Below are 19,325 nucleotides of genomic sequence, written 5' to 3'. Positions count from 1 at the left end.
AGCCAACGCCCCGCACGCTACCGCGACAGCGTCACTGGGCGCCTTTTCCCGTCAATACGACACCGACCGTCTGGAAGAGGATCACGATATCCAGGAACAGGCTATGGTTCTTGACATAGTACAGATCGTACTGCAGCTTCTGGATCGAATCGTCGACCGACGAACCGTAGTGATAACTGACCTGCGCCCAACCGGTCACACCCGGTTTGACGCTGTGGCGCACGGCGTAGAAGGGCACGTCACGCGTCAGGTGATCGACAAAATACGGGCGCTCCGGCCGCGGTCCGACCAGGCTCATATCGCCGGTCAGGACGCTATACAACTGCGGCAACTCGTCGATACGCAGTTTGCGGAGGATTCTTCCGACGCGCGTCACGCGATCGTCGTTAGCCGTTGCCCAGCGTGGGCGGCCGTCGCTTTCGGCGTCGTTACGCATGCTGCGAAACTTGATGACATTGAACAAGCGACCGTCGAGGCCAACGCGCTCCTGCCGGTAGAAGACCGGAAAACCATCCTCGATAACAATCAGGATTGCGGTAATCAGCATCACTGGCAGCGCCAGAAGCAACAGGACCGATGCGGCAAGGATATCGAACAGCCGCTTGACGCTTGTCCGCCGCCAGCTCTGCCGGAAGCCATCGCCAAAAATCAGCCAGCTGACGCGTAGTGAATCGATACGAATCTGGCCAAGAGCACGTTCGAAATAGCTGGCCAGGTCGAGAACCTTGACGCCGGACAGCTTGCAGTCCAGGAGTTCGCGCAGGGGCAGCGCACCACCGCGGCGTTCGCGGACGGCGACGATGATCTCATCGACTTTCAGAGCATGCGCGGTGTCCGACAGCGAGCGATCACTCGGCAGGACGACCTGCGCCGGGACGACGATCTCGCCGTCGGTCGGGCTGGGATAAAAGCCGACGATGTGGATATCCGGATCCGACTTGCGCAGCACGCGCCCGACGTTTTCCGCCTCCTCGCCGGCACCAAAGACCAGCACCCGATGGCTGAGCAACTGACCGGTACGGCTGTGCGCCGAATGGACACGGTGAACCAGCGTCGCAAAAAGCGCCGCCAGGCCGGACAGCAACATGAAATCCCGATCCACCTCGGCGACCGACAGCAGCGCGAAGACGACATAAGCGAGCGGAATCGCCAGGTACAGGGCCAACACGGCGCGTGCCCGGGTCTCGGCCCGAGTGCGGCTGTGAACGCGTTGATAGATACCCAGCCAGGCGCTGAAGACGATCGTCGCCAGCGCGAAAATCACCGCGTAGAAAGCCGCTTTCTCGAGCGCCAGATGGCCTCCACGGCCGATCCAGATCGCGGCAAGGATCACACAGAGAACCGGGAACATCAGATCGATCGCGACCCGGGCAATGGTTGTCCGATAAAACCAATGATTGAACACCTTGATCACGATAGACCCCCTGCAAGCGCGAAGCTGAACACTTTTCGTTGATGACCGATTCGCCGAGAGCTCCTGGAGGCCAGGAAAAGTCAGCGAATCTCATGAAACGAAGGCTATCAGCGCACGGTAATGAACACCGTGATCAAATGCACAGGGAGCGAGTAGTACGCTGCGCGAGCGGCAACCCCATCCCACGGCAGAACAAAGGAATCGCATCCAGAAATTTCCATAAGCCGATGATAAAACATGTTATTGTCTTTTAATTGGCGCGAATTATGCCACTATTGTACTCTGCGCAGATCGTGTCAGGCCCTTTCCTGAGGACCGACAGACGTTCCGGGAAGGGCTTCAGACGAAGTCCCGTCGAGGAACAGGGCAGAGCATAGCAGCAAGAAGAACAGGAAAGCAGTCCGCGGCATGTCCAGCAGGCTCGAAAATACGCCGACCGCCAGGCCAGCCAGCAAGGACGCCAGCAGATACGGCGCCAGTACCTGCGTGCGGCCCGGACCGTACAGCAGATTGGCAAAAGCCAGCGCCAGCAGCGCCAGCAACAGCACCAGCCCGACCGCTCCCTGATCGATCAGCATCTCGAGAAACAGGTTATCGATATGCCAGGGCACGAAGTAATCGTGACCGGCAAAGAACCAATGCCGCAAGCCGTCCGAAAATGATCCGTTGCGCAGCCATTCGCGGCCATCCGAGCCGACCACGCTAAGCTTGTCGATATCGACGAAAGCGGCCGGCCCGAGCAGGCGTATGGTCAGGAATCCCGGTCCCGGCGGCGGCCACCAGTCCGTCGATCCGCCAGCGGCCGTGAGCGCCAGCGACCAGCCTTGCCATTGCTCGTCGCCCTTGATCGGCAGCACCACCACACGGCTGCAAGGCATCGCATACAGCAGATGCCGCGGGCAGAGCTCGACGAGCAGCCGCGCCGACTGCGCGGCGCGCAGCTCGATGTGCACCGTGTAGACGCCGCCGGCCATCGCCGGGACGCGCTGCAGGAGATCAAAAGCGCCGCGCAGGTAGGCACTGTGATGCGGGCCGAACAGACGCAGATAGCGTCGCTGATCCCGGCCGTCTTCGTCGATGACGCGCAGATGACCTGCCAGCTCGCGTTCGGGAACCGCCTGCGAGTAGTTGGCAGGAAAGCGCCCCAGCCCCCTGCCGAAGACGATCTCCGACGGCGCGCGCAGCAGCTGCAGCCCCTCTGACCAGTGCTGCAGGCGTCCGCCCAGATCGCGCACGCCACCCGACAGACGCCGGCCCATGAAATCGCCAAGCCCAAGCACCGCGACGACCTCGATGATCAGTAGCACCACCAGCGCTCGGCCACCCCACAGCCGCCACGGCTGGGATCGCCGCGGACTGGCCGTGCAAGCCGTGCGCGGGCCGCCCACGGCGGCCAGGAAAAAGCGACACGCCAGGACGCTCAGAGCAATCGCGACAGCCAGATAGACGCCGCGCGAGAAACTGGTCAGACACGCGTAGGCGGCGATCAAGGCCAACGCAGCGGCCAGCGCCCAGCGCCACGGGTCCGGCGCGCGCCGCAGCGCATAAACCACAAACGGCACCGTCAGGGCGAGAAAACCGTCGAGCGCGGCGCCACCGACGTGCATTTCCCAGAACAGCGCCGTCGTCCGATAGGCGGTCGAAAAATCGAACAATCCCGGATAAGCGGCTCGCTCCTGGAGAATCGCCAGCGAGGCGATCGCCAGTCCGCTGGCGATGCCGGCGGCGAGCCGGTGCGTCAGCAGCTCCGGCGCGCTACGCAGCGGGCGGCGCAAGGATGGCAAGAGCAGCAGCATCAAGGGCAAGCTCTTGCCGACGCGCAGGCTGTTCAGGGGTTCTTCGTAAGCCGCGAACCAGCCCAGCGCGAACTCTCCAGCGCCACCACCGACACTCACCGCATCGACCAGACCGCGTACCAACGCCAGCAGCCATGACCCGGCCAGCAGAGCGAGGCCGATTTCGGCCAGCGCAAACCACCTTTGCTGCCGCGATGCCGCCGGCTGACGATCCGGCCGCTGCCTGTGCAGCGTGGCCGCCATACGGCCGTGGCACCCCGTCACCGCGCCGAGAAGCAGCAGATCGAACTCCTCGACACCGATCCAGCCGGTCCACGGCGCCAGCCCGGCAAGCGGCAGCAAAGCGGGGACAACGAACGGCCAGATCGCCGGACGCAGCCAGACGGCCGCCGACCACGCCAGAAAAGCGCCGCACAGCAAAAGCGGCGACAGCGGATGATGCCAGGCAATGAAGCTGCCGAGGACGCCGGCAAAGGCCGCCACGGCGGCGTGCAGCCAGTTCACCGGCGGGCGCCGCGAACAAGGCGTCCGAGGCCACGGCAATGCGCGCAGACGACGATCTTCGATGGATTCATGGCCAGCAGAACGACTTCACGGATCAACGGCTGCCCAAATGCTGGCGCAGCGACTGGATTCAAGGGCGCGCTGCTCGGCGGCACGCCTCTCGGGAGACGCGGCCACGACGACACGCTGGACTGCGGCGACGCTTCCGGATGGTCTCGGCAAGCGCTTCAGACGCCGATCCGCAGACCCGTCTTCTTGAGTATGGCGGTCGAGAAAAGGACGTCGTTCGATCGGCAGTCGGGCCCCAGCAAGGCGGCGATTTCAGCGACCTTGGCCTGCACCTCGGCGCGCGAAGCGCCATGCACCATGGCAAACAGGTTGTACGGCCACTGCGGCAGCCGGCGCGGCCGGTGGTAACAGTGGGTGACAAAAGCCAGCGCACCGACGCGCGCACCAAGGTCGTCGATGCGCTCGTCGGGGACGTCCCAAACGCTCATGCCGTTGGCGGTGTAGCCGATCGCATAGTGGTTGGGTACGGCGCCGATGCGCCGGATAACGCCGCAGGCGAGCATCCGCGCCAAACGTTCCATGACCTCGTCGGGCAATATCCCGAGTTGTTCGGCGAGGAGGTGATACGGGCGACTGACCAGCGGCAAACCACTCTGTGTGGCGACGATGAGGCGGCGATCGATGGCATCCGCCGAGCCGGCGGGCGCGCCGTTCATGGCCGCACCGCCAGCTTCATTTCGACGAAGTATTCCTGCAGCTTGGGGAAGGCAAAGACCGCCAGACCGCTGGCATCCTCGATTGCGCGAACCGCGGCAGCGATGCCGTCGGCGGTCTCGGTGGCGAGCACGAACCACATGTTGAAATCGCAGTTACGGTCGCTCTCGCGGCGGTAGTTATGCGCCACCTGCGGGAAGGAATTGACCACCTCGAGCACTCTCTGCCAATCGGCTTCGGGAACGCGCATCGCGGCGAGGACGAAAGCGCCGCCCATACGCTCGACCTGGAACATCGGGCCAAAGCGCGTCAGCACGCGCGCCTCGAGCATCGCCTGCAGACGTTCGATGAGTTCGTTCTCGGCAATCCCGAGTTGTGCGGCGACGGCCGCGTAGGGCCTCTCGCAGATCGGAAAGCCACCCTGCAGGCCATCGATGATCGCCCGATCGATGGCGTCGATGCTGGCGCTGGCGGCACGCTCACGCATAACGTGCGCCGCCCTGCTTGAAACGCGTCAGCGAAAAAAGGACGTCGTGCGCGTAATCGCCAAGCCGCAAGCGGACCCGCAGTTCAGCGATGCGTTCCTCGACCTCGCCGCGGAGCCGACCATGGATCATGCAGAACAGGTTGTAGCGCCATTCCGGCGGCACGCGCGGGCGCTGATAACACAAGGTGACGGCGGGCTCGCGGGCAAGCGCCTCGCCGACCTCGCCAACGGCGTCGTCGGGGATGTCGTGCACCAGCATGGCGTTGGCCGTATAGCCGAGTTCGTGGTGCCTGACGACCACCCCGAAGCGCTTGATGATGCCCTCGGCGCACCAACGGCGGATGCGTTCGAGAACTTCGCTCTCGTCGCAGCCGACACGGCTGGCGAGCACCGAGAACGGTCTGATGAACAGCGGCAGGCCTTCCTGCAAGGCCATCACCAGGCGCCGCTCGAACTCGTCGAGCGGTCGCGGTGGCACAAAAGCCTGCCGGCGAGCGCTGGTTGGCGGTGACTTGTGCGTTGGGTCGTCGAGCGAAAAGCCGAGGTCGATGTGGTATTCCTGCAGCAAGGGCAGGCGCAGCAACGGATGACCGGTGGCCAGTTCGATGGCTCCCAGGGCGGCCAGCAGGCGCCCTTCCGAACCGGCGGTAACAACGAACCAGAGGTTGTAGCGGTGCTCACGCTCGTAGTTGTGGTTGACCTCGGGAAAGCGATTGACCGTCTCGGCTACCGCCGCCAAGCGCTCGGGCGGCACGGCCATCGCCGCCAGCGTGCTGGCGCCGATGCGCTTGGGTGCGAAAACGGCGCCGACGCGGGCAATCTTGCCCTGCCGACGCAACGCCTCGAGCAGCCGTAAAACGGCGCTCTCGGCGACACCAAGCCGCGCCGCCAGTTCGGCAAAAGGCGCCGGACAGATCGGGAAGTCTCTCTGGAAGTCGTTGAGCAGGCGGAAGTCGAGCGCCTGTTCGCTCATTTCGCTCAAAATCCGGTCCGCTGCGCGCGGCTGGTGAAGAAGATGCCGCTCGGCGCCTGTGCGGCGAACTCGCCAATCTTGCTGAAGGTCGCGGTATCGTAGATCACCACCTTGTTGTCGTCGCGGGCGGAAAGCCAGACGTGTTCGCCGCGCGGCGTAAACTCCATGTGCAGGATCGCCTTGCCCGGCTCGAAGCTGCGCACCACCTTGCCGCTCAGCGTGTCGATCACCTGTACCCAGCCATTGTCGGGAAAGGCGAAATTGACCCACACCTGCCGGCCATCGGGCTGCGCCATGACGAACACCGGCTGCCCCTTGACCTCGATGCGACCGACTTCCTGCCAGCTGCTGCCGGAAACGACCAGCACCTCGTGCCGCCCGACCGCCGGCAGGTAGGCCTTGCCCTGCGCCATCGACCAACCGCGCAGGTGCGGCATCTTGAACACCGGCAGCTTCTCTTCGCCGCGCCCGTAGTTGTCAAGAATTCGCCGTGTTCCCTTCTCCGGCTGCCAGGTATCGAGCAGGACCACGCCATCCTCTCCGAACAGTCCGGCGAGATAATAGCGCCCGTCGGGGGTCACCAACCCGTCATAAGGCTGCACACCGGCCGGGTAGCGCTGCGTGCTCGGATGGCGGGGATCGGAAAAGTCGCTGACCCAGATCTCGCCACCATCGAAGAGTGCATAGGCGAAGCGGTTGCCGGGAAGATCGGTCAGGCCGACAACTTTGGAAAAACTTCCCGGCGCGTACTCGGCGGGCACTTCGGAGAGCAGCTCCAGCGTTTCGGAGTCGAAGGCCTTGATGCCGCCTGGTTTGTAGTTCTGGGCGACGACGATGTGGCCATCCTGTGAAATCGAGCCGCCGATGGCATTGCCCGACTGCAGGACGCGCTTGACGATCCGTGCCTCGAGCAGATCGACCTTGGTCAGGCCGCCATCGCGGCCGAAGACGTAAGCGTAGCGCCCGTCGCGCGAGTAGACGACCGAGGCGTGCGAGAGGTCGCCCAGTCCTGCGATACGTGCGTACGGTACGCCGTGGCTGGTGTCGACCAGGCTGACGTGGCCGCTGGCGCGTTCGATCACCAGCCCGAGGTCGCCGGTGCCACGCAGCGGCGGTGCGGCACAGCCGGCAACGAGCACTATCGACAACAGGGCGAAAAGTCTTCTCATCATGCTCATCACTCAAACGGGCGCCATTGGCGCATTAACGAAAACGGTACCTGCCGTGCGTTCGGCACGCCCCTACACCTGCCATTATTCCAGCATTCAACAGCCGCGTGCCAGGCCGCTCGGTTAGCCGCCCCAAGCAGGCCGTGGCCAGAGGATAGAGCAGCATGCCCAGCCAGACAATGAAGGCGGCACCCTGCACAACAGCGGTGCTACGCGCCAGCGTCGAAGTCAGCATGCCGATGCCGAACTCGCGCGACTCGGTCAGGCCGAAAGCGAAGAGCAAGGCGACGATACCGCCGAAAAGCAGGCTGTAGAGCATGAACCGGCGCGCACGCAGCGACTCGACGATGTCCAGGCGGGCGGTCGGGAGCAGGAAATTCATTACGCCCGGTTCACTTGCCGCGTGCCAGGATGCGCTGTTTCATCTCCTGATACGACACGCTCTCGGGTTCTGGACGGGCGAGCGCCGCAAAATCGTAGCCCATAGGGCTCTTCTTGCCTGGCAGATAGTGTGCCTGGCGGGCGTCGATCCAGCCGCCCATGCGGTAATCGGCGACCCAGTACTCGGTGTTCGCTGTTTCCTCATTGAACGGCCTTTGCGACAGCCAGAACATCGCACAGCCGATATCGTCGAACTTCCACGCCCGGCCCTCGGGATCGCGAATCTGCGCGGCGAAACGTTTGTCGCTGATGATCATCCCGCAGCGTGGGTCGGCGTCGCGATCCCACTTGACCTGGGCCGGACCGCTGCTTGGCTCACCGCTGCAGCCGACCACAGACCAAGCCGCACCGACGCCGAGCAGCGGCCGCAAACAGGGTCCGATCGTCGCCGCCGGAAGAACCTCAAGAAAACGTCGTCGTTTCATTGCTATCCGTACCTCACTGCAAGGTGACCGCCGGGTCGACTTCCTTCATCTCGATCCGTGACAGCAGACCGACGTAGCGCGACACCATGCCCATGAAGCGCAGGCGGTCCGGCCCAGACACCGTACCTACCGTGCCACTCGAGGCCATTGCCGCGTCGGCGCGCGCCAGCGTCAGGGGCACCTGGAACAGCGCCGAAATCTTCTGGTCTTCGGCAACCCGATCGTCGAGAACAATTCTGCCGCTGCCCATTTCGAGCACCCGGTTGACCAGCACCAGGCCGTCGTCGAAACGGTGGCTGGCGATGATCATCGTCGCGTTCTCGAGTCGCTCGGCGAGCCGCGCAAAGAAGATGTGCGGCACCTCGGCGATCAAGATTGGCGGCCGGCTTGTCCATCACCAGCACCTGTGGATGACGGCCAGGGGCGATGGTGCTCAGCAGCTTCTGCTTCGTCCCCCCGGACAGGCAGTTGAAGGGTCGCGGCTCGACGTGGAGTTCGACGCCGTCGAGTACAGCGATCATCCTGTAGTCCTTGGCGACGTTTTCGCAGCGGATCATTCGCACCCTTCAGCGCAGCTTGCTCAAGCCCTTGCGTCCAAGACCAGCGTGCCGCTCGGGCAAACGTCGCCAGGCAGCCGGCAACGCGTGCAGTTGGGTCCGACCGGGGTGGTCAAGCGGCGGCCCCGCCCTTGATCAGCACGTCGAGAGCGTACGCCACCAGGCAGGCCGTGCGGCAGTTACCTTCGTGAAAGCACTTGTCCAGGCGGTACTGGGCGCGCACCGACGAAACGGCGCCCACGATACCATAGGTCAAGCCAATCGGGCTGACGTAGCGGCAGCAGGCGCGGCGCGAGTAGACGACTTCGAAGACCAGCAGCAGGAGCCAGCCGAGCGCCAACGAGGGTCCGTCGATCAGCGCCCTTGACACGATACCGGCCGACGAAATGGTCTCGAAAAGGCCATAGCCACTGACCACACCTCCAACAAGGCAAAAACGACCCAGAAGACTCATCACACTCTCCAGGGCTGGCGCTGATCGACGACGATCGCCACCGGCTCGACCGGGTAGACTATCTCGCCGCACTGTTCGACAAGCTGCGGTCGGTACTACTTGCTACCGTCGGCGGCGATCCACTCTCCCATGCGGATCGCGTCCTTGATCGGACACTCGCTGACGCAGAGCTCACAGAGGTCGCACTCACTCGTAGGGATGATCACGCGCCGGCAGCAGCTGCCAGCGATCGACCGCCGCGTAGGGCAGGTGACCACGCGCCTGGCAGATGCAGCCCTTGCCCCGAACCGCGAGGCACACCTCGGGGTACGCCAGACCGGCGCGCTCCGCGAGATTGAACGGTCGTTCGGGGTCGTCTTCCTTGGCCTTGAGGAGCGGCGGCTGCGCCAGCAGCATCCCGGCACAGATCTCCAGGAACGACGGCCTGGTGTCGGCCAGCGCGAATGCACTGCATGGCGGCGCTCGAGAAATCGCAGACCTGTCCAGACTGACCGCCGGACGAAGAGGCGACGAGTTTGTCGCGTTTGCCAGTCGAGACATAGGTCTTTGATGCCGCCAGCAAGTCTGTTGCGACAGCCACCTGCGCTTCATCACGTCCTGCAGAGACTCGGCAGCATGGACGCTACCGGCAGCGGCAACGCCGAATCCGGCTAGCCGCATCGACGCGACCTGCTTCGTTCGAAACTCCATCACCCCTCTCCCCGTGATCAATTGGCGGCTAGCGGTGCCCTCTCCATTGCCCCACGCCATGACGCCACTGCGGCAATATGCCGCACATTGTGCGTACAAGCGCTGCACGATAATTCGAGGTGCATCAATTTTCGCCAAGCCGGGCCTGCACAACAGCGCCGGCCCCACTGTCACCGCCCCACTGCCAACACCGATCACACCGCCGCCCGCTCGATGACCAAGAACCTGCTGCTCGACACTGCCATCCTGCTGGCGCTCGCCATCCTCGGCGTCATCGCCTACAAGCTGGCGCCACTGTTCAACCCGCAGACCGACGTCACGCTGCCGCTGTCGAGCTGCCAGCTCAGCGAGCAGGCCTGTGTGGCGACGCTGCCCGACGGCATGCAAATCGAGTTCTCTATCGAACCACGGCCGATCCCGGCGCTGCAGGCACTGCAGCTGCGGGCGTCGATCAGGGGCGGTGAGGTGCGCAAGCTCGAAGTCGATTTCACGGGCACGGAAATGAAAATGGGTTATAACCGACCGGCACTGGAAAAACTTCCTGACGGCCGCTTTTCTGGGCAGGCCAGCCTGCCGGTATGCATCACCGGCCGCATGGAATGGCACGCCACGCTACTCGTCGATACCGGCAAGGCGCTGGTCGCCGTGCCGTTCCGCTTCCTGATCGGTCACTGAGACGAAGCGGCAGCGATGAAAACACGCTGGGCACCGATGGCCTTGCTGGTTGTTCTGAGCGCTGCGCTGGTCTTCGTCGTCGCGTTCTGGGAACCGCTGCCGCCGCGGGCTGTTACCGCCATTCAGTCGCACAGCCGCTTGCCGCCGGCAAGCAGCCCGGCGGCGGGAGACTTCACGCTGCAGGGACCGCAAGGGCCGGTCGCGCTCGCCGACTATCGCGGGCAGGTGGTCTTGATCTACTTTGGCTACACCTCGTGCCCCGACGTCTGCCCAACGTCGCTGGCGCTGGTCGCGCAAGCGCTTTCCGGATTGACAGAGGCCGAGGCAAAGCGCGTGCGGGCGATCTTCATCTCACTCGACCCCGAACGCGACAGCACCGCCGTTCTGCGAGAATACGCGCCCTTTTTCCACCCGGCGATCGTCGGCCTGAGCGGTACGCCGGAGGAAATCGCAACGCTCGCCAAGCAGTACGGCGTCAGCTATCGAAAACAGCCGGCCAACGCCGAAGGCCAATACACCATCGACCACTCGACTGAAACCTACGTGGTCGACTCCCGCGGACGATTGGCGACGCGCCTGCCGTACGCCACGCCGGCGTCGGAAATCCTTGCTGCCATACGTCAGCAGCTGGCGCGACGCGATCCCGCATGATCGGCAATGACAGGAGAACACCGTCAGTCTTCTAGCCGCGCTCGTCGCACTGGCCGCCGCACGCAGGCGAGTGCGTAGCGCTGACGCGGCACTTCAAGGATTGCACGCGGAGCACCGGTGCTCCGCTCAGAAAGCCGCAGACGGCGATGTCGGTCGAAGCGATGGCCGAGCACGCTGGCATGAAGCACCGAGCGAGCAGCCCGTGACGCCGCTGCCGCGACTGCTTCAGTTCAAATCGATGGCGTGACGCTTGAGGTCGTCGAGGCTGGCGATCAGCAGCGCCGCTTCGTTGGTGGCGTTGAGGACTACCCGCGGCGCCTTGCCGGCGAGCAGTGCTTCGCGCCAGCGTTCGGCGCACAGGCACCAGCGGTCGCCGACTTGCAGGCCGGCAAAGCCGAACTCCGGCCGCGGCGTCGACAGGTCGTTGCCGCGTGCCCGCGAGAATTCGAGGAATTCGCCGGTGGCCACGATGCACACGGTATGACTGCCGAAATCCTCGTCGCTGGTGTTGCAGCAGCCGTCGCGGAAGAAACCGGTCATCGGCTTTTCGCTGCACGAACCAAGCAGGCCGCCGAGGACGTTGCGCTGCTGGCCACCCGTGTCGTCGGGTTTCATGCCAGCTCGTCGATCCAGGCTTGCTGGATCGCCTCGAGAATCTTCTCGCCGCAGTGCCGGCTGTCGTCGGCGAAACCCGGCAAGGCCATGACCCAGTTCATCAGGTCAACGAAGTTGATCGTCAGTGGGTCTACTTCGGGATGCGCCTCGGCGAGTTCGACCGCGAGATCGTTGATGTCGGTCCATTTCATCGCTTGCCTTCCTTGGTCATGTTGATCGAGTAGCGCGGAAGCTCGATCGTTAATGGCGTCGCGGTGACCATCACCTGGCACGACAGGCGCGAGTTCGGCTCGAGACCCCAGGCCTTGTCGAGCAGATCGTCCTCGAGTTCATCGGATGGATCGAGCGAGTCGAAGCCTTCACGAACGACGACATGGCAAGTCGTACAGGCGCAGGACATCTCGCAGGCGTGCTCGATGGCGATGCCGTTCTCGAGCAGATTCTGGCACAGCGACTCGCCTGGCCGGGCGTCGAAGACGCTGCCGTCTGGACACAGTTCGAGGTGCGGCAGGACGATGATCTGGGTCATGCCACTTCCCCCGTTTTCGCAGCCACCGAATCGCCTTCGAGTTCGTTGATATGGCGACCGGCAAAAGCCCGCCTGATCGACTTGTCCATCCGCCGTGCGGCGAAATCCTTGGTATCGGCCTCGAGATCGTCCATCGCCAACATGATTTGCCGGCGATTGTCAGCCAGCGCGGCGCTCTCGAGTCGGGCGATGTCGCTGTCGACCCGCGCGCGCTCGTCGGCCGCGAGCAGGTCGGCGTCGGCGGCAAGCGCCGCCCGCACCGCTTCGAGCAAACGCCGCGCGTCAACCTGCGACTCCTTCAAGGCACGCTGCAGCGCGTCGTCCTTGACGTGCGCCAGCGAGTCCTTGAGCATCGTCGCGATCTCGTCGTCGGATAATCCGTACGACGGCTTGACGACGATACTGGCTTCGACGCCAGACGTCTGTTCGCGCGCGCTGACCGCCAGCAGACCGTCGGCGTCGACCTGGAAAGACACCCGAATGCGCGCCGCGCCGGCGACCAGCGGCGGAATTCCGCGCAGTTCAAAACGCGCCAGCGAACGGCAGTCGCTGACCAGTTCGCGCTCACCCTGAACAACCTGAATGGCCAACGCCGTCTGACCGTCGCGGAAGGTGGTGAATTCCTGCGCGCGCGCCGTCGGGATCGTCGAATTGCGCGGGATGATCTTCTCGACCAGACCGCCCATCGTTTCGAGTCCCAGCGACAGCGGGATCACGTCGAGTAGCAGCCAGTCGTCGCCGGCAGCGCGATTGCCGGCCAGCAGGTTGGCCTGCGTCGCCGCACCGAGGGCGACGACCTTGTCGGGGTCGAGATTGTTCAAGGGGTCCTGGCGGAAGAACTTGCCGACCGCGCGCTGCACCTGTGGCATGCGCGTCGAGCCGCCGACCATCACCACGCCCTTGACGTCGCTGACCGACAAGCCGGCATCGCGGAGCGCTTTCTTGACCGGCTGCATGGTCTTGGCGACCAGCGTCTGCGTGATCTCGGCGAAGATCTCGGTGCTCAGCTGCAGGTCGACGACCTCACCGCTGTTCAGCCTCCCGCTGATCGGCGCGACACCGTGGCAGGTCAGGTACTCCTTGGCTTCCCTGGCGCGCGCCAGCAGCACGCTGGCGTCCTCGACGGACAGCGGCCGCAGCTTGGCAGCCTCGAGAATCCAGCAGAAGATGCGGTGGTCGAAGTCGTCGCCACCGAGCGCCGAGTCACCACCGGTCGCCAGCACCTCGAAGATTCCCCGCGACAGCTTGAGGATCGAGATATCGAAGGTGCCGCCACCGAGGTCATAGACCGCGTAGATGCCCTCGGCGGAGTTGTCGAGTCCGTAGGCAATCGCCGCCGCGGTCGGCTCGTTGAGCAGCCGCAGGACGGGCAATCCAGCGAGTTTTGCGGCATCCTTGGTGGCCTGCCGCTGCGCCTCGTCAAAGTACGCGGGAACGGTAATCACCGCGCCCAGCAGCGCGCCGCCCAGCGACGCCTCGGCGCGCAAACGCAGCGTCCGCAGGATGTCCGCCGATACCTCGACCGGACTTTTCAGCCCGCCGGCGGTGTCGATGCGCAGCATCCCCGGGGCGTCGTCGAAAACGTAGGGCATAGCCTCGCGGCCAGCAATGTCGGCGATACCGCGCCCCATGAAGCGTTTCACCGAGCCGATGGTATTGCGTGGGTCGAGCGCCTGCCCGGCCTGCGCCTCGTAGCCGACTTCGCTGCTGCCGTCGGCCAGGTAGCGGACCACCGACGGCAGCAGCGGTCGGCCGAGTTCGTCGCGCAGCACCACGGCCAGGCCACTGCGCACCGTCGCCACCAGCGAGTTGGTCGTTCCGAGATCGATACCAACCGCCAGCCGGTGTTCGTGTGGCGCGGCTGACTCGCCGGGTTCGACTATCTGTAATAAGGCCATTGAGAGTCCTGAGACGTACTTTTGGTGAGTGAACGCGTTACGGTTACCAGGGCGGCCTCTGCGGCTACTCCTCGCAGGCGACCATCGCGTCGTCGATTTCGATCAGCAGCTTCTCGATGAACATCAGCCGCCGCAGACGATCGGCGGCCTGTTCGAGATCGCGCCGATCGTCGAGCAGCACCGCAAGTTCGTCGTAGCGCTCGCCGATCTCACGTTGCAAGCGGTGGTGCAGGTGCTCGAGTTCATGGTGCTCGCCAGCGGTGCGCGCTTCGGCGACTGCCTCGCGCCACTCCATCTGTTCGACGAGAAAGTCGGCGGGCATCGCCGCGTTGTTCTCGCTGCCCAGGTCGTGGTCCGCCAGATGCAGCAGGTAGCTCGCCCGCGACAGCGGCTTCTTAAGTGTCTGATACGCTTCATTGACGCGTGTCGCCCACTGCAGCGACAAGCGCCGGTCGGCTTTGCCGGCGCTGGCGAAGCGGTCCGGATGGACGCGCGACTGCATTTCCAGATAGCGGCCGTCGAGCAGCGCCGCGTCCATCCGGAAAGTTGGCGGCAGCTCGAAAAGCGAGAAATGATCGGAGTTGAAATCCATTCGGTGATCCAGCGCGAGCGTCGGGCGACGCGGAAAGGCGCCGCCTGGGCACGCTCGTCGCGGCTTCCAGGACTGCGCGTTGCAAGGTCAGACGTTGAAACTCTCGCCGCAACCGCAGGCGTCCTTGACGTTCGGGTTGTTGAACTTGAAGCCCTCGTTGAGCCCCTCGCGGGCGTAGTCGAGCTCGGTGCCATCGAGGTAAGGCATGCTCTTCGGGTCGATCAAGACCCTGACGCCGTGCGATTCGAACTCGATATCGTCGGGCTGCGCGGTGTCGGCAAATTCGAGCTTGTAGGCCATTCCCGAGCAGCCGCTGGTGCGTACCGCAAGGCGCAAGCCAATTCCCTTGCCGCGCTTGACCATGTAATTGGCGACGTGGCGAGCTGCTCGTTCAGAAAGCGTCACTGCCATGAAAACCTCCTGCTGTTTTGCGTCTGCTACCGTTGATCGGACTTTGGCCATCTCAGGGGACGGCCTGCTCGGCGTGTTTTTTCTTGTAATCGGCGACCGCCGCCTTGATCGCATCCTCGGCAAGAATCGAGCAATGAATCTTGACCGGCGGCAAAGCCAGCTCTTCGGCGATCTGCGTGTTCTTGATGTCCAGCGCCTGCTCGACGGTCTTGCCCTTGACCCACTCGGTGACCAGCGACGACGAGGCGATCGCCGAACCACAACCGTAGGTCTTGAACTTGGCGTCTTCGATGACGCCCCCCTTGCCGACCTTGATCTGCAGTTTCATCACGTCGCCACACGCGGGAGCACCAACCATACCGGTCGCCACGCCCTCCTCTTCGTTGCCAAAGGAACCCACATTACGCGGGTTTTCATAGTGATCCAGAACCTTCACGCTGTATGCCATTTGTCTTCTCCTTCAAACCATTATCAATGAGCGGCCCACTGCACCGTGCTCAGGTCGACGCCTTCCTGAACCATTTCCCAGAGCGGCGAAAGCTCGCGCAGACGGCCGATCTTGTCGTGCAACAGGCGGATCGCATAATCGACCTCTTCCTCGGTCGTGAAGCGACCGAGCGTGAAGCGGATCGAGCTGTGCGCCAGCTCGTCCTCGCGACCGAGCGCGCGCAGGACATACGAGGGTTCGAGCGACGCCGAAGTGCATGCCGATCCCGACGAAACCGCCAGATCCTTGATCGCCATCAGCAGCGATTCACCCTCGACGTAGGCGAAACTGATGTTCAGGTTGTGCGGAACGCGCTGTTCCATGTCGCCATTCACATAAACGTGTTCGATGTCCGACAGCCCCTTCAACAGGCGGTCACGGAGCATGCGGACACGCTCGTTCTCGGCGCCCATTTCGAGGCGAGCCAGGCGGAAAGCCTCGCCCATGCCGACGATCTGGTGCGTCGCCAGCGTTCCCGAACGAAAGCCGCGCTCGTGGCCACCGCCGTGCATCTGCGCGGCCAGGCGGATGCGCGGCTTGCGACGCACGTAGAGCGCGCCGACGCCCTTCGGCCCGTAGGTCTTGTGCGCCGAAAAACTCATCAGGTCGACTTTCAGCGCCGTCAGGTCGATCGCCACCTTGCCGGTTGCCTGCGCCGCATCGACGTGCAAGACGATTCCCTTGGCGCGGCAGATCTCGCCGATCTCGGCGATCGGCTGGATGACGCCGATCTCGTTGTTGACCAGCATCACCGACACCACGATGGTGTCCGGACGCAGTGCCGCCTTGAAGACTTCAAGGTCGAGCAGGCCATCTTCCTTGACATCGAGGTAGGTGACCTCGAAGCCCAGGCGTTCGAGTTCGCGGCAGGTATCAAGCACGGCCTTGTGCTCGGTCTTGACGGTCACCAGATGTTTGCCCTTGCCGGCGTAGAAATTAGCCGCGCCCTTGAGCGCCAGGTTGTTCGACTCGGTGGCGCCCGAGGTCCAAACAATCTCCTTCGGGTCGGCGTTGACCAGCTTGGCCACTTCCGCACGCGCTTCTTCGACGGCCGTCTCCGTTTCCCAGCCAAAGGCATGCGAACGAGAAGCCGGATTGCCGAATTTCTCGACCAAATAGGGGATCATCTTGTCGGCGACGCGCGGGTCCACCGGTGTCGTCGCCGAATAATCGAGATAGATCGGTAGTTTCAGCATTGCTCTTGCTCCACTTGAACCATGTTGTACGGTTGATACCCTGTTGCGTCGTGTCGATCGCCGCGCGGCTGATCGCTCAGACGGCCATCGCGGTCAGTTGCTGCAGTCGGCGCACGGTGGCCTGCAGCGTCGCCAGAAAAGCGTCGACCTCGTCGACCGTATTGCTGCCGCCGAGACTGATCCGCACCGCAGCGCGTGCCAGCTCGGGCGCCACGCCCATCGCCTGCAGCACATGTGAGGGCTCCGGGTTGGCACTCGAACAAGCAGCGCCACTGGCCACAGCGTAGCCGGCACGGTCAAGCTGTCCGACGAGTGTTTCACCGTCAAGTTCCGGAAAAGCGAAATAGACGGTGTTCGGCAAGCGCTCAACGGCCTGCCCGAAGAGCGTCGCGCCAAGGCCCTGAAGACCGCGCTCGAGCCGCCCGCGCAAGGCCAGCAGGCGAGCAGCCGTCGTCGCCAGGCGAGCGACAGCCAATTCACACGCGACGCCAAAGCCGACGATCGCCGCGACGTTCTCGGTACCCGAACGCAGGCCGCGTTCGTGGCCGCCACCGGCAATCAGCGGCTCGATATCGAGCCGTTTATCGAGGACCAGAGCCGCAGCGCCCTTGGGGCCGCCGATCTTGTGCGCCGACAAGCTCAGAGCTTGCACGCCAGCAGCGTTGAGACGCCTGAAATCGACAGCGATCTTGCCCACCGCCTGCACCGCATCGGTATGGAAACACGCACCCGCCGCTCTCGCCAGGGCAGCCAACGCCTCGACGTCCTGGATCACGCCGGTCTCGTTATTGGCGAGCATCACCGACACGATGCGTGGCTGCGCAGCCATCACCGCCTGAAAATTCGCCGCGTCTACGCGGCCGTCGGCATCGACCGTCAGTTTGTGCAGCGTCCAGCCACGTTTGCGCAATTGCTCGGCGGGCCGGAGCACGCAGGGGTGTTCGATCGCGCTGACGGCCAGCAGACCGGGCTTCAGACAGCCGGCAGCGCCTTTGAGCAGAAGGTTGTTGGCTTCCGAACCGCCGCTGGTAAACACCACTTCGCTGGCATGTGCGCCAAGCGCCGCGGCGACCTTGCTGCGCGCCTCATCGATCGCTCGCCGCGCCGCCCGACCGTACTCATGCCGGCTCGAGGCGTTGCCGCACTGCAGCGACAGATAAGGCAGCATCGCGTCGACCACCGCCGGATCGGCAGGGGTCGTCGCGTTGTGGTCGAAATAGACGGGCGCAAACATCGTAAGTGGACGACCAGACAGTCAGACGTTGAGCAAAGATCAAGGCGCAAAGACACTCAGCGGCCAAAAGCGACCACTTTGGCGCGCGGCCGCGCGCCGCTACGGCGCGCGTCGTGCAAAACGGAAACGTCGACACCGCGCCTGCTGAGCTGCTGATCTACCAGCTGGGCCAAGGTCACCGAGCTCAGATAGTCGAACATCTTGACGTTCAAGGTTGACCACAGGTCATGGGTCATGCAGCGCTCGTCGTCATGGCAGTTCTCGCGACCGCCGCACTGCGTCGCATCGAGCGGCTCATCGACGGCGCGGATGATGTCGGCGACGGTCATCTCGCTGGTCGGGCGCGCCAGACAGTAACCTCCGCCCGGACCGCGCACGCTATCGACCAGCCGGTAGCGGCGCAGCTTGCCGAACAATTGTTCCAGATACGACAGGGAGATCTTCTGGCGATCGCTGATACCAGCCAGAGACACCGGGCCGTCGGCGCACCGCAAGGCCAGGTCGATCATCGCCGTCACCGCGAAACGCCCTTTGGTCGTCAGTCGCATGCTACCTCCACCATGAATAGTTGATTAGATTACTGCGATATTGACTATATCGACGACTCGCCGATTAGTCAACTATTTTACTCAGGTATTGAGGGTCGAACCGATCAGCCGTCACCAGGTCGCCATTGACATGCACGCCAGCGTCTTCGAGCTTCTTGAGCAGCAAGTCAAAGCGCCGGTCGGCGTCAACCGCATGGTCAAGCAAGCCATGAATTGCCTTGGCCAGCGGGTCATCCTGATCGCCCGCCAACGCGTACGCCGAAAAGCCCAACTGGCCGGCCATCTGCTCGCGTTTTCGCGCCTGCTCGCTATCGATGATCCGGGCTGGGTTGCCGACTGCCGTCGCGCCGGCCGGGACGTCCTTGACAACCACCGCGTTTGAGCCGACCTTGGCCGCAGCACCGACGGTAATCGGCCCCAGCACCTTGGCGCCAGCGCCGATCACCACGCCGCGCTCAAGCGTCGGGTGGCGCTTGCCCTTGTTCCACGATGTACCGCCCAGCGTCACGCCGTGGTAAAGCGTCACGTCGTCGCCGATCACCGCCGTCTCGCCGATCACCACGCCCATGCCGTGATCGATGAACATCCGACGGCCGACAGTCGCCCCCGGATGGATTTCAATACCGGTGAAAAAACGTGCCAGGTGCGAGACCAGACGACCCAACCAGGGACAGCGATGCGTCCACAACCAATTCCCGAGGCGATGCAGGACGATGGCGTGCACGCCCGGATAACAGGTCAGCACCTCCCAGGTGTTGCGGGCGGCGGGGTCTCGGTCAAATACCGATTGGATGTCTTCGCGCAGACGGCTGAACATGGGAAAAAAGTCCTTGGGCGATGCCCTGGATCCTACAAT

Annotated in this window: 24 protein-coding genes and 1 pseudogene; 3 read left to right on the top strand and 22 right to left on the bottom strand. The window is 63.8% G+C overall.

The window, feature by feature from the left end; genetic code table 11:
- Positions 1-31: 31 nt before the first annotated feature.
- The 9 genes and pseudogenes from QZ656_RS09425 to QZ656_RS09385 all read right to left on the bottom strand — a co-directional run bounded on the left by QZ656_RS09425 (position 32) and on the right by QZ656_RS09385 (position 8,242).
- Positions 32-1,414 (bottom strand): TIGR03013 family XrtA/PEP-CTERM system glycosyltransferase, encoded by a 1,383-nt coding sequence (locus QZ656_RS09425; RefSeq protein ID WP_291993135.1) that lies wholly within the window; start codon positions 1,412-1,414, stop codon positions 32-34.
- 296 nt (positions 1,415-1,710) lie between these two features.
- On the bottom strand, positions 1,711-3,714 hold the full coding sequence (locus tag QZ656_RS09420; RefSeq protein WP_291993134.1) for an O-antigen ligase family protein: 2,004 nt from the start codon (positions 3,712-3,714) through the stop codon (positions 1,711-1,713).
- A 227-nt stretch (positions 3,715-3,941) separates the two neighbouring features.
- Positions 3,942-4,439 carry an Lrp/AsnC family transcriptional regulator gene (locus tag QZ656_RS09415; RefSeq protein WP_291993133.1) on the bottom strand — a complete coding sequence of 166 codons (498 nt, stop codon included), beginning with the start codon at positions 4,437-4,439 and terminating at the stop codon, positions 3,942-3,944.
- Complete coding sequence (locus QZ656_RS09410) at positions 4,436-4,924, bottom strand: AsnC family transcriptional regulator (RefSeq protein ID WP_291993132.1); 489 nt, start codon at positions 4,922-4,924, stop codon at positions 4,436-4,438. The genes QZ656_RS09415 and QZ656_RS09410 overlap by 4 nt, the downstream gene beginning before the upstream one ends.
- Positions 4,917-5,897 (bottom strand): AsnC family transcriptional regulator, encoded by a 981-nt coding sequence (locus QZ656_RS09405; protein WP_291993131.1) that lies wholly within the window; start codon positions 5,895-5,897, stop codon positions 4,917-4,919. Before QZ656_RS09405 ends, QZ656_RS09410 begins: the two co-directional genes overlap by 8 nt.
- A gap of 5 nt (positions 5,898-5,902) precedes the next feature.
- The gene (locus QZ656_RS09400) at positions 5,903-7,066 is read right to left on the bottom strand and encodes a cytochrome D1 domain-containing protein (protein WP_291993230.1); all 1,164 of its coding nucleotides are present in this window, start codon (positions 7,064-7,066) and stop codon (positions 5,903-5,905) included.
- A gap of 232 nt (positions 7,067-7,298) precedes the next feature.
- Positions 7,299-7,448, bottom strand: a pseudogene (locus QZ656_RS09395) (ABC transporter permease); the annotation flags it as partial.
- A 10-nt stretch (positions 7,449-7,458) separates the two neighbouring features.
- Complete coding sequence (locus tag QZ656_RS09390) at positions 7,459-7,932, bottom strand: protein NosL (RefSeq protein WP_291993130.1); 474 nt, start codon at positions 7,930-7,932, stop codon at positions 7,459-7,461.
- A 13-nt stretch (positions 7,933-7,945) separates the two neighbouring features.
- Complete coding sequence (locus QZ656_RS09385; protein WP_291993129.1) at positions 7,946-8,242, bottom strand: hypothetical protein; 297 nt, start codon at positions 8,240-8,242, stop codon at positions 7,946-7,948.
- On the opposite strand from QZ656_RS09385, the gene QZ656_RS09380 reads away from it, so the two are divergent.
- Positions 8,235-8,624 (top strand): hypothetical protein, encoded by a 390-nt coding sequence (locus QZ656_RS09380; protein WP_291993128.1) that lies wholly within the window; start codon positions 8,235-8,237, stop codon positions 8,622-8,624. The genes QZ656_RS09385 and QZ656_RS09380 overlap by 8 nt on opposite strands.
- On the opposite strand, the gene QZ656_RS09375 is transcribed toward QZ656_RS09380, so the two are convergent.
- Positions 8,602-8,943 carry a hypothetical protein gene (locus QZ656_RS09375; protein WP_291993127.1) on the bottom strand — a complete coding sequence of 114 codons (342 nt, stop codon included), beginning with the start codon at positions 8,941-8,943 and terminating at the stop codon, positions 8,602-8,604. The two genes, QZ656_RS09380 and QZ656_RS09375, sit on opposite strands and share 23 nt — an antisense overlap.
- 186 nt (positions 8,944-9,129) lie before the next feature.
- Positions 9,130-9,339 carry a hypothetical protein gene (locus QZ656_RS09370; protein ID WP_291993126.1) on the bottom strand — a complete coding sequence of 70 codons (210 nt, stop codon included), beginning with the start codon at positions 9,337-9,339 and terminating at the stop codon, positions 9,130-9,132.
- Positions 9,340-9,846: 507 nt separating this feature from the next.
- Between QZ656_RS09370 and QZ656_RS09365 the strand changes: the two genes are divergently transcribed.
- Both QZ656_RS09365 and QZ656_RS09360 read left to right on the top strand, forming a co-directional pair.
- Positions 9,847-10,308, top strand: coding sequence for a hypothetical protein (locus tag QZ656_RS09365; RefSeq protein ID WP_291993125.1), 462 nt, complete (start codon positions 9,847-9,849; stop codon positions 10,306-10,308).
- 15 nt (positions 10,309-10,323) lie between these two features.
- Positions 10,324-10,959, top strand: coding sequence for an SCO family protein (locus QZ656_RS09360; RefSeq protein ID WP_291993124.1), 636 nt, complete (start codon positions 10,324-10,326; stop codon positions 10,957-10,959).
- A gap of 225 nt (positions 10,960-11,184) precedes the next feature.
- Here QZ656_RS09360 and QZ656_RS09355 read toward each other — a convergent pair whose 3' ends face one another.
- From QZ656_RS09355 to cysE, 11 genes are all read right to left on the bottom strand, one after another.
- The gene (locus QZ656_RS09355; protein WP_291993123.1) at positions 11,185-11,574 is read right to left on the bottom strand and encodes a DUF2237 domain-containing protein; all 390 of its coding nucleotides are present in this window, start codon (positions 11,572-11,574) and stop codon (positions 11,185-11,187) included.
- The gene (iscX, locus tag QZ656_RS09350) at positions 11,571-11,765 is read right to left on the bottom strand and encodes a Fe-S cluster assembly protein IscX (RefSeq protein WP_291993122.1); all 195 of its coding nucleotides are present in this window, start codon (positions 11,763-11,765) and stop codon (positions 11,571-11,573) included. The genes QZ656_RS09355 and iscX overlap by 4 nt, the downstream gene beginning before the upstream one ends.
- Positions 11,762-12,103, bottom strand: a complete 342-nt coding sequence (gene fdx, locus QZ656_RS09345) for an ISC system 2Fe-2S type ferredoxin (protein WP_291993121.1) — start codon at positions 12,101-12,103, stop codon at positions 11,762-11,764. Before fdx ends, iscX begins: the two co-directional genes overlap by 4 nt.
- Positions 12,100-14,001 carry a Fe-S protein assembly chaperone HscA gene (gene hscA, locus QZ656_RS09340; protein WP_291993120.1) on the bottom strand — a complete coding sequence of 634 codons (1,902 nt, stop codon included), beginning with the start codon at positions 13,999-14,001 and terminating at the stop codon, positions 12,100-12,102. Before hscA ends, fdx begins: the two co-directional genes overlap by 4 nt.
- Before the next feature lie 64 nt (positions 14,002-14,065).
- Positions 14,066-14,593, bottom strand: coding sequence for a Fe-S protein assembly co-chaperone HscB (hscB, locus tag QZ656_RS09335; protein WP_291993119.1), 528 nt, complete (start codon positions 14,591-14,593; stop codon positions 14,066-14,068).
- A gap of 87 nt (positions 14,594-14,680) precedes the next feature.
- Positions 14,681-15,004, bottom strand: coding sequence for an iron-sulfur cluster assembly protein IscA (gene iscA / locus QZ656_RS09330; protein ID WP_291993118.1), 324 nt, complete (start codon positions 15,002-15,004; stop codon positions 14,681-14,683).
- Between the two features lie 52 nt (positions 15,005-15,056).
- The gene (gene iscU / locus QZ656_RS09325; protein ID WP_291993117.1) at positions 15,057-15,452 is read right to left on the bottom strand and encodes a Fe-S cluster assembly scaffold IscU; all 396 of its coding nucleotides are present in this window, start codon (positions 15,450-15,452) and stop codon (positions 15,057-15,059) included.
- A gap of 23 nt (positions 15,453-15,475) precedes the next feature.
- A complete protein-coding gene (locus tag QZ656_RS09320; RefSeq protein WP_291993116.1) occupies positions 15,476-16,687 on the bottom strand; it encodes an IscS subfamily cysteine desulfurase in 1,212 nt (403 codons plus the stop codon).
- Positions 16,688-16,763: 76 nt separating this feature from the next.
- Positions 16,764-17,921 carry a cysteine desulfurase family protein gene (locus tag QZ656_RS09315; protein ID WP_291993115.1) on the bottom strand — a complete coding sequence of 386 codons (1,158 nt, stop codon included), beginning with the start codon at positions 17,919-17,921 and terminating at the stop codon, positions 16,764-16,766.
- A 56-nt stretch (positions 17,922-17,977) separates the two neighbouring features.
- Positions 17,978-18,469, bottom strand: a complete 492-nt coding sequence (gene iscR, locus QZ656_RS09310; protein WP_291993114.1) for a Fe-S cluster assembly transcriptional regulator IscR — start codon at positions 18,467-18,469, stop codon at positions 17,978-17,980.
- A 64-nt stretch (positions 18,470-18,533) separates the two neighbouring features.
- Entirely contained in the window at positions 18,534-19,286 is a 753-nt protein-coding gene (cysE, locus tag QZ656_RS09305; protein ID WP_291993113.1) for a serine O-acetyltransferase, read from the bottom strand.
- Between the last annotated feature and the right edge of the window lie 39 nt (positions 19,287-19,325).

The organism is Candidatus Accumulibacter sp. ACC003 (assembly GCF_907163085.1).
GTDB lineage: Bacteria > Pseudomonadota > Gammaproteobacteria > Burkholderiales > Rhodocyclaceae > Accumulibacter.
Note: the sequence above shows the minus strand (reverse complement) of the source record. Positions and strands in the feature narration are given on the sequence as shown.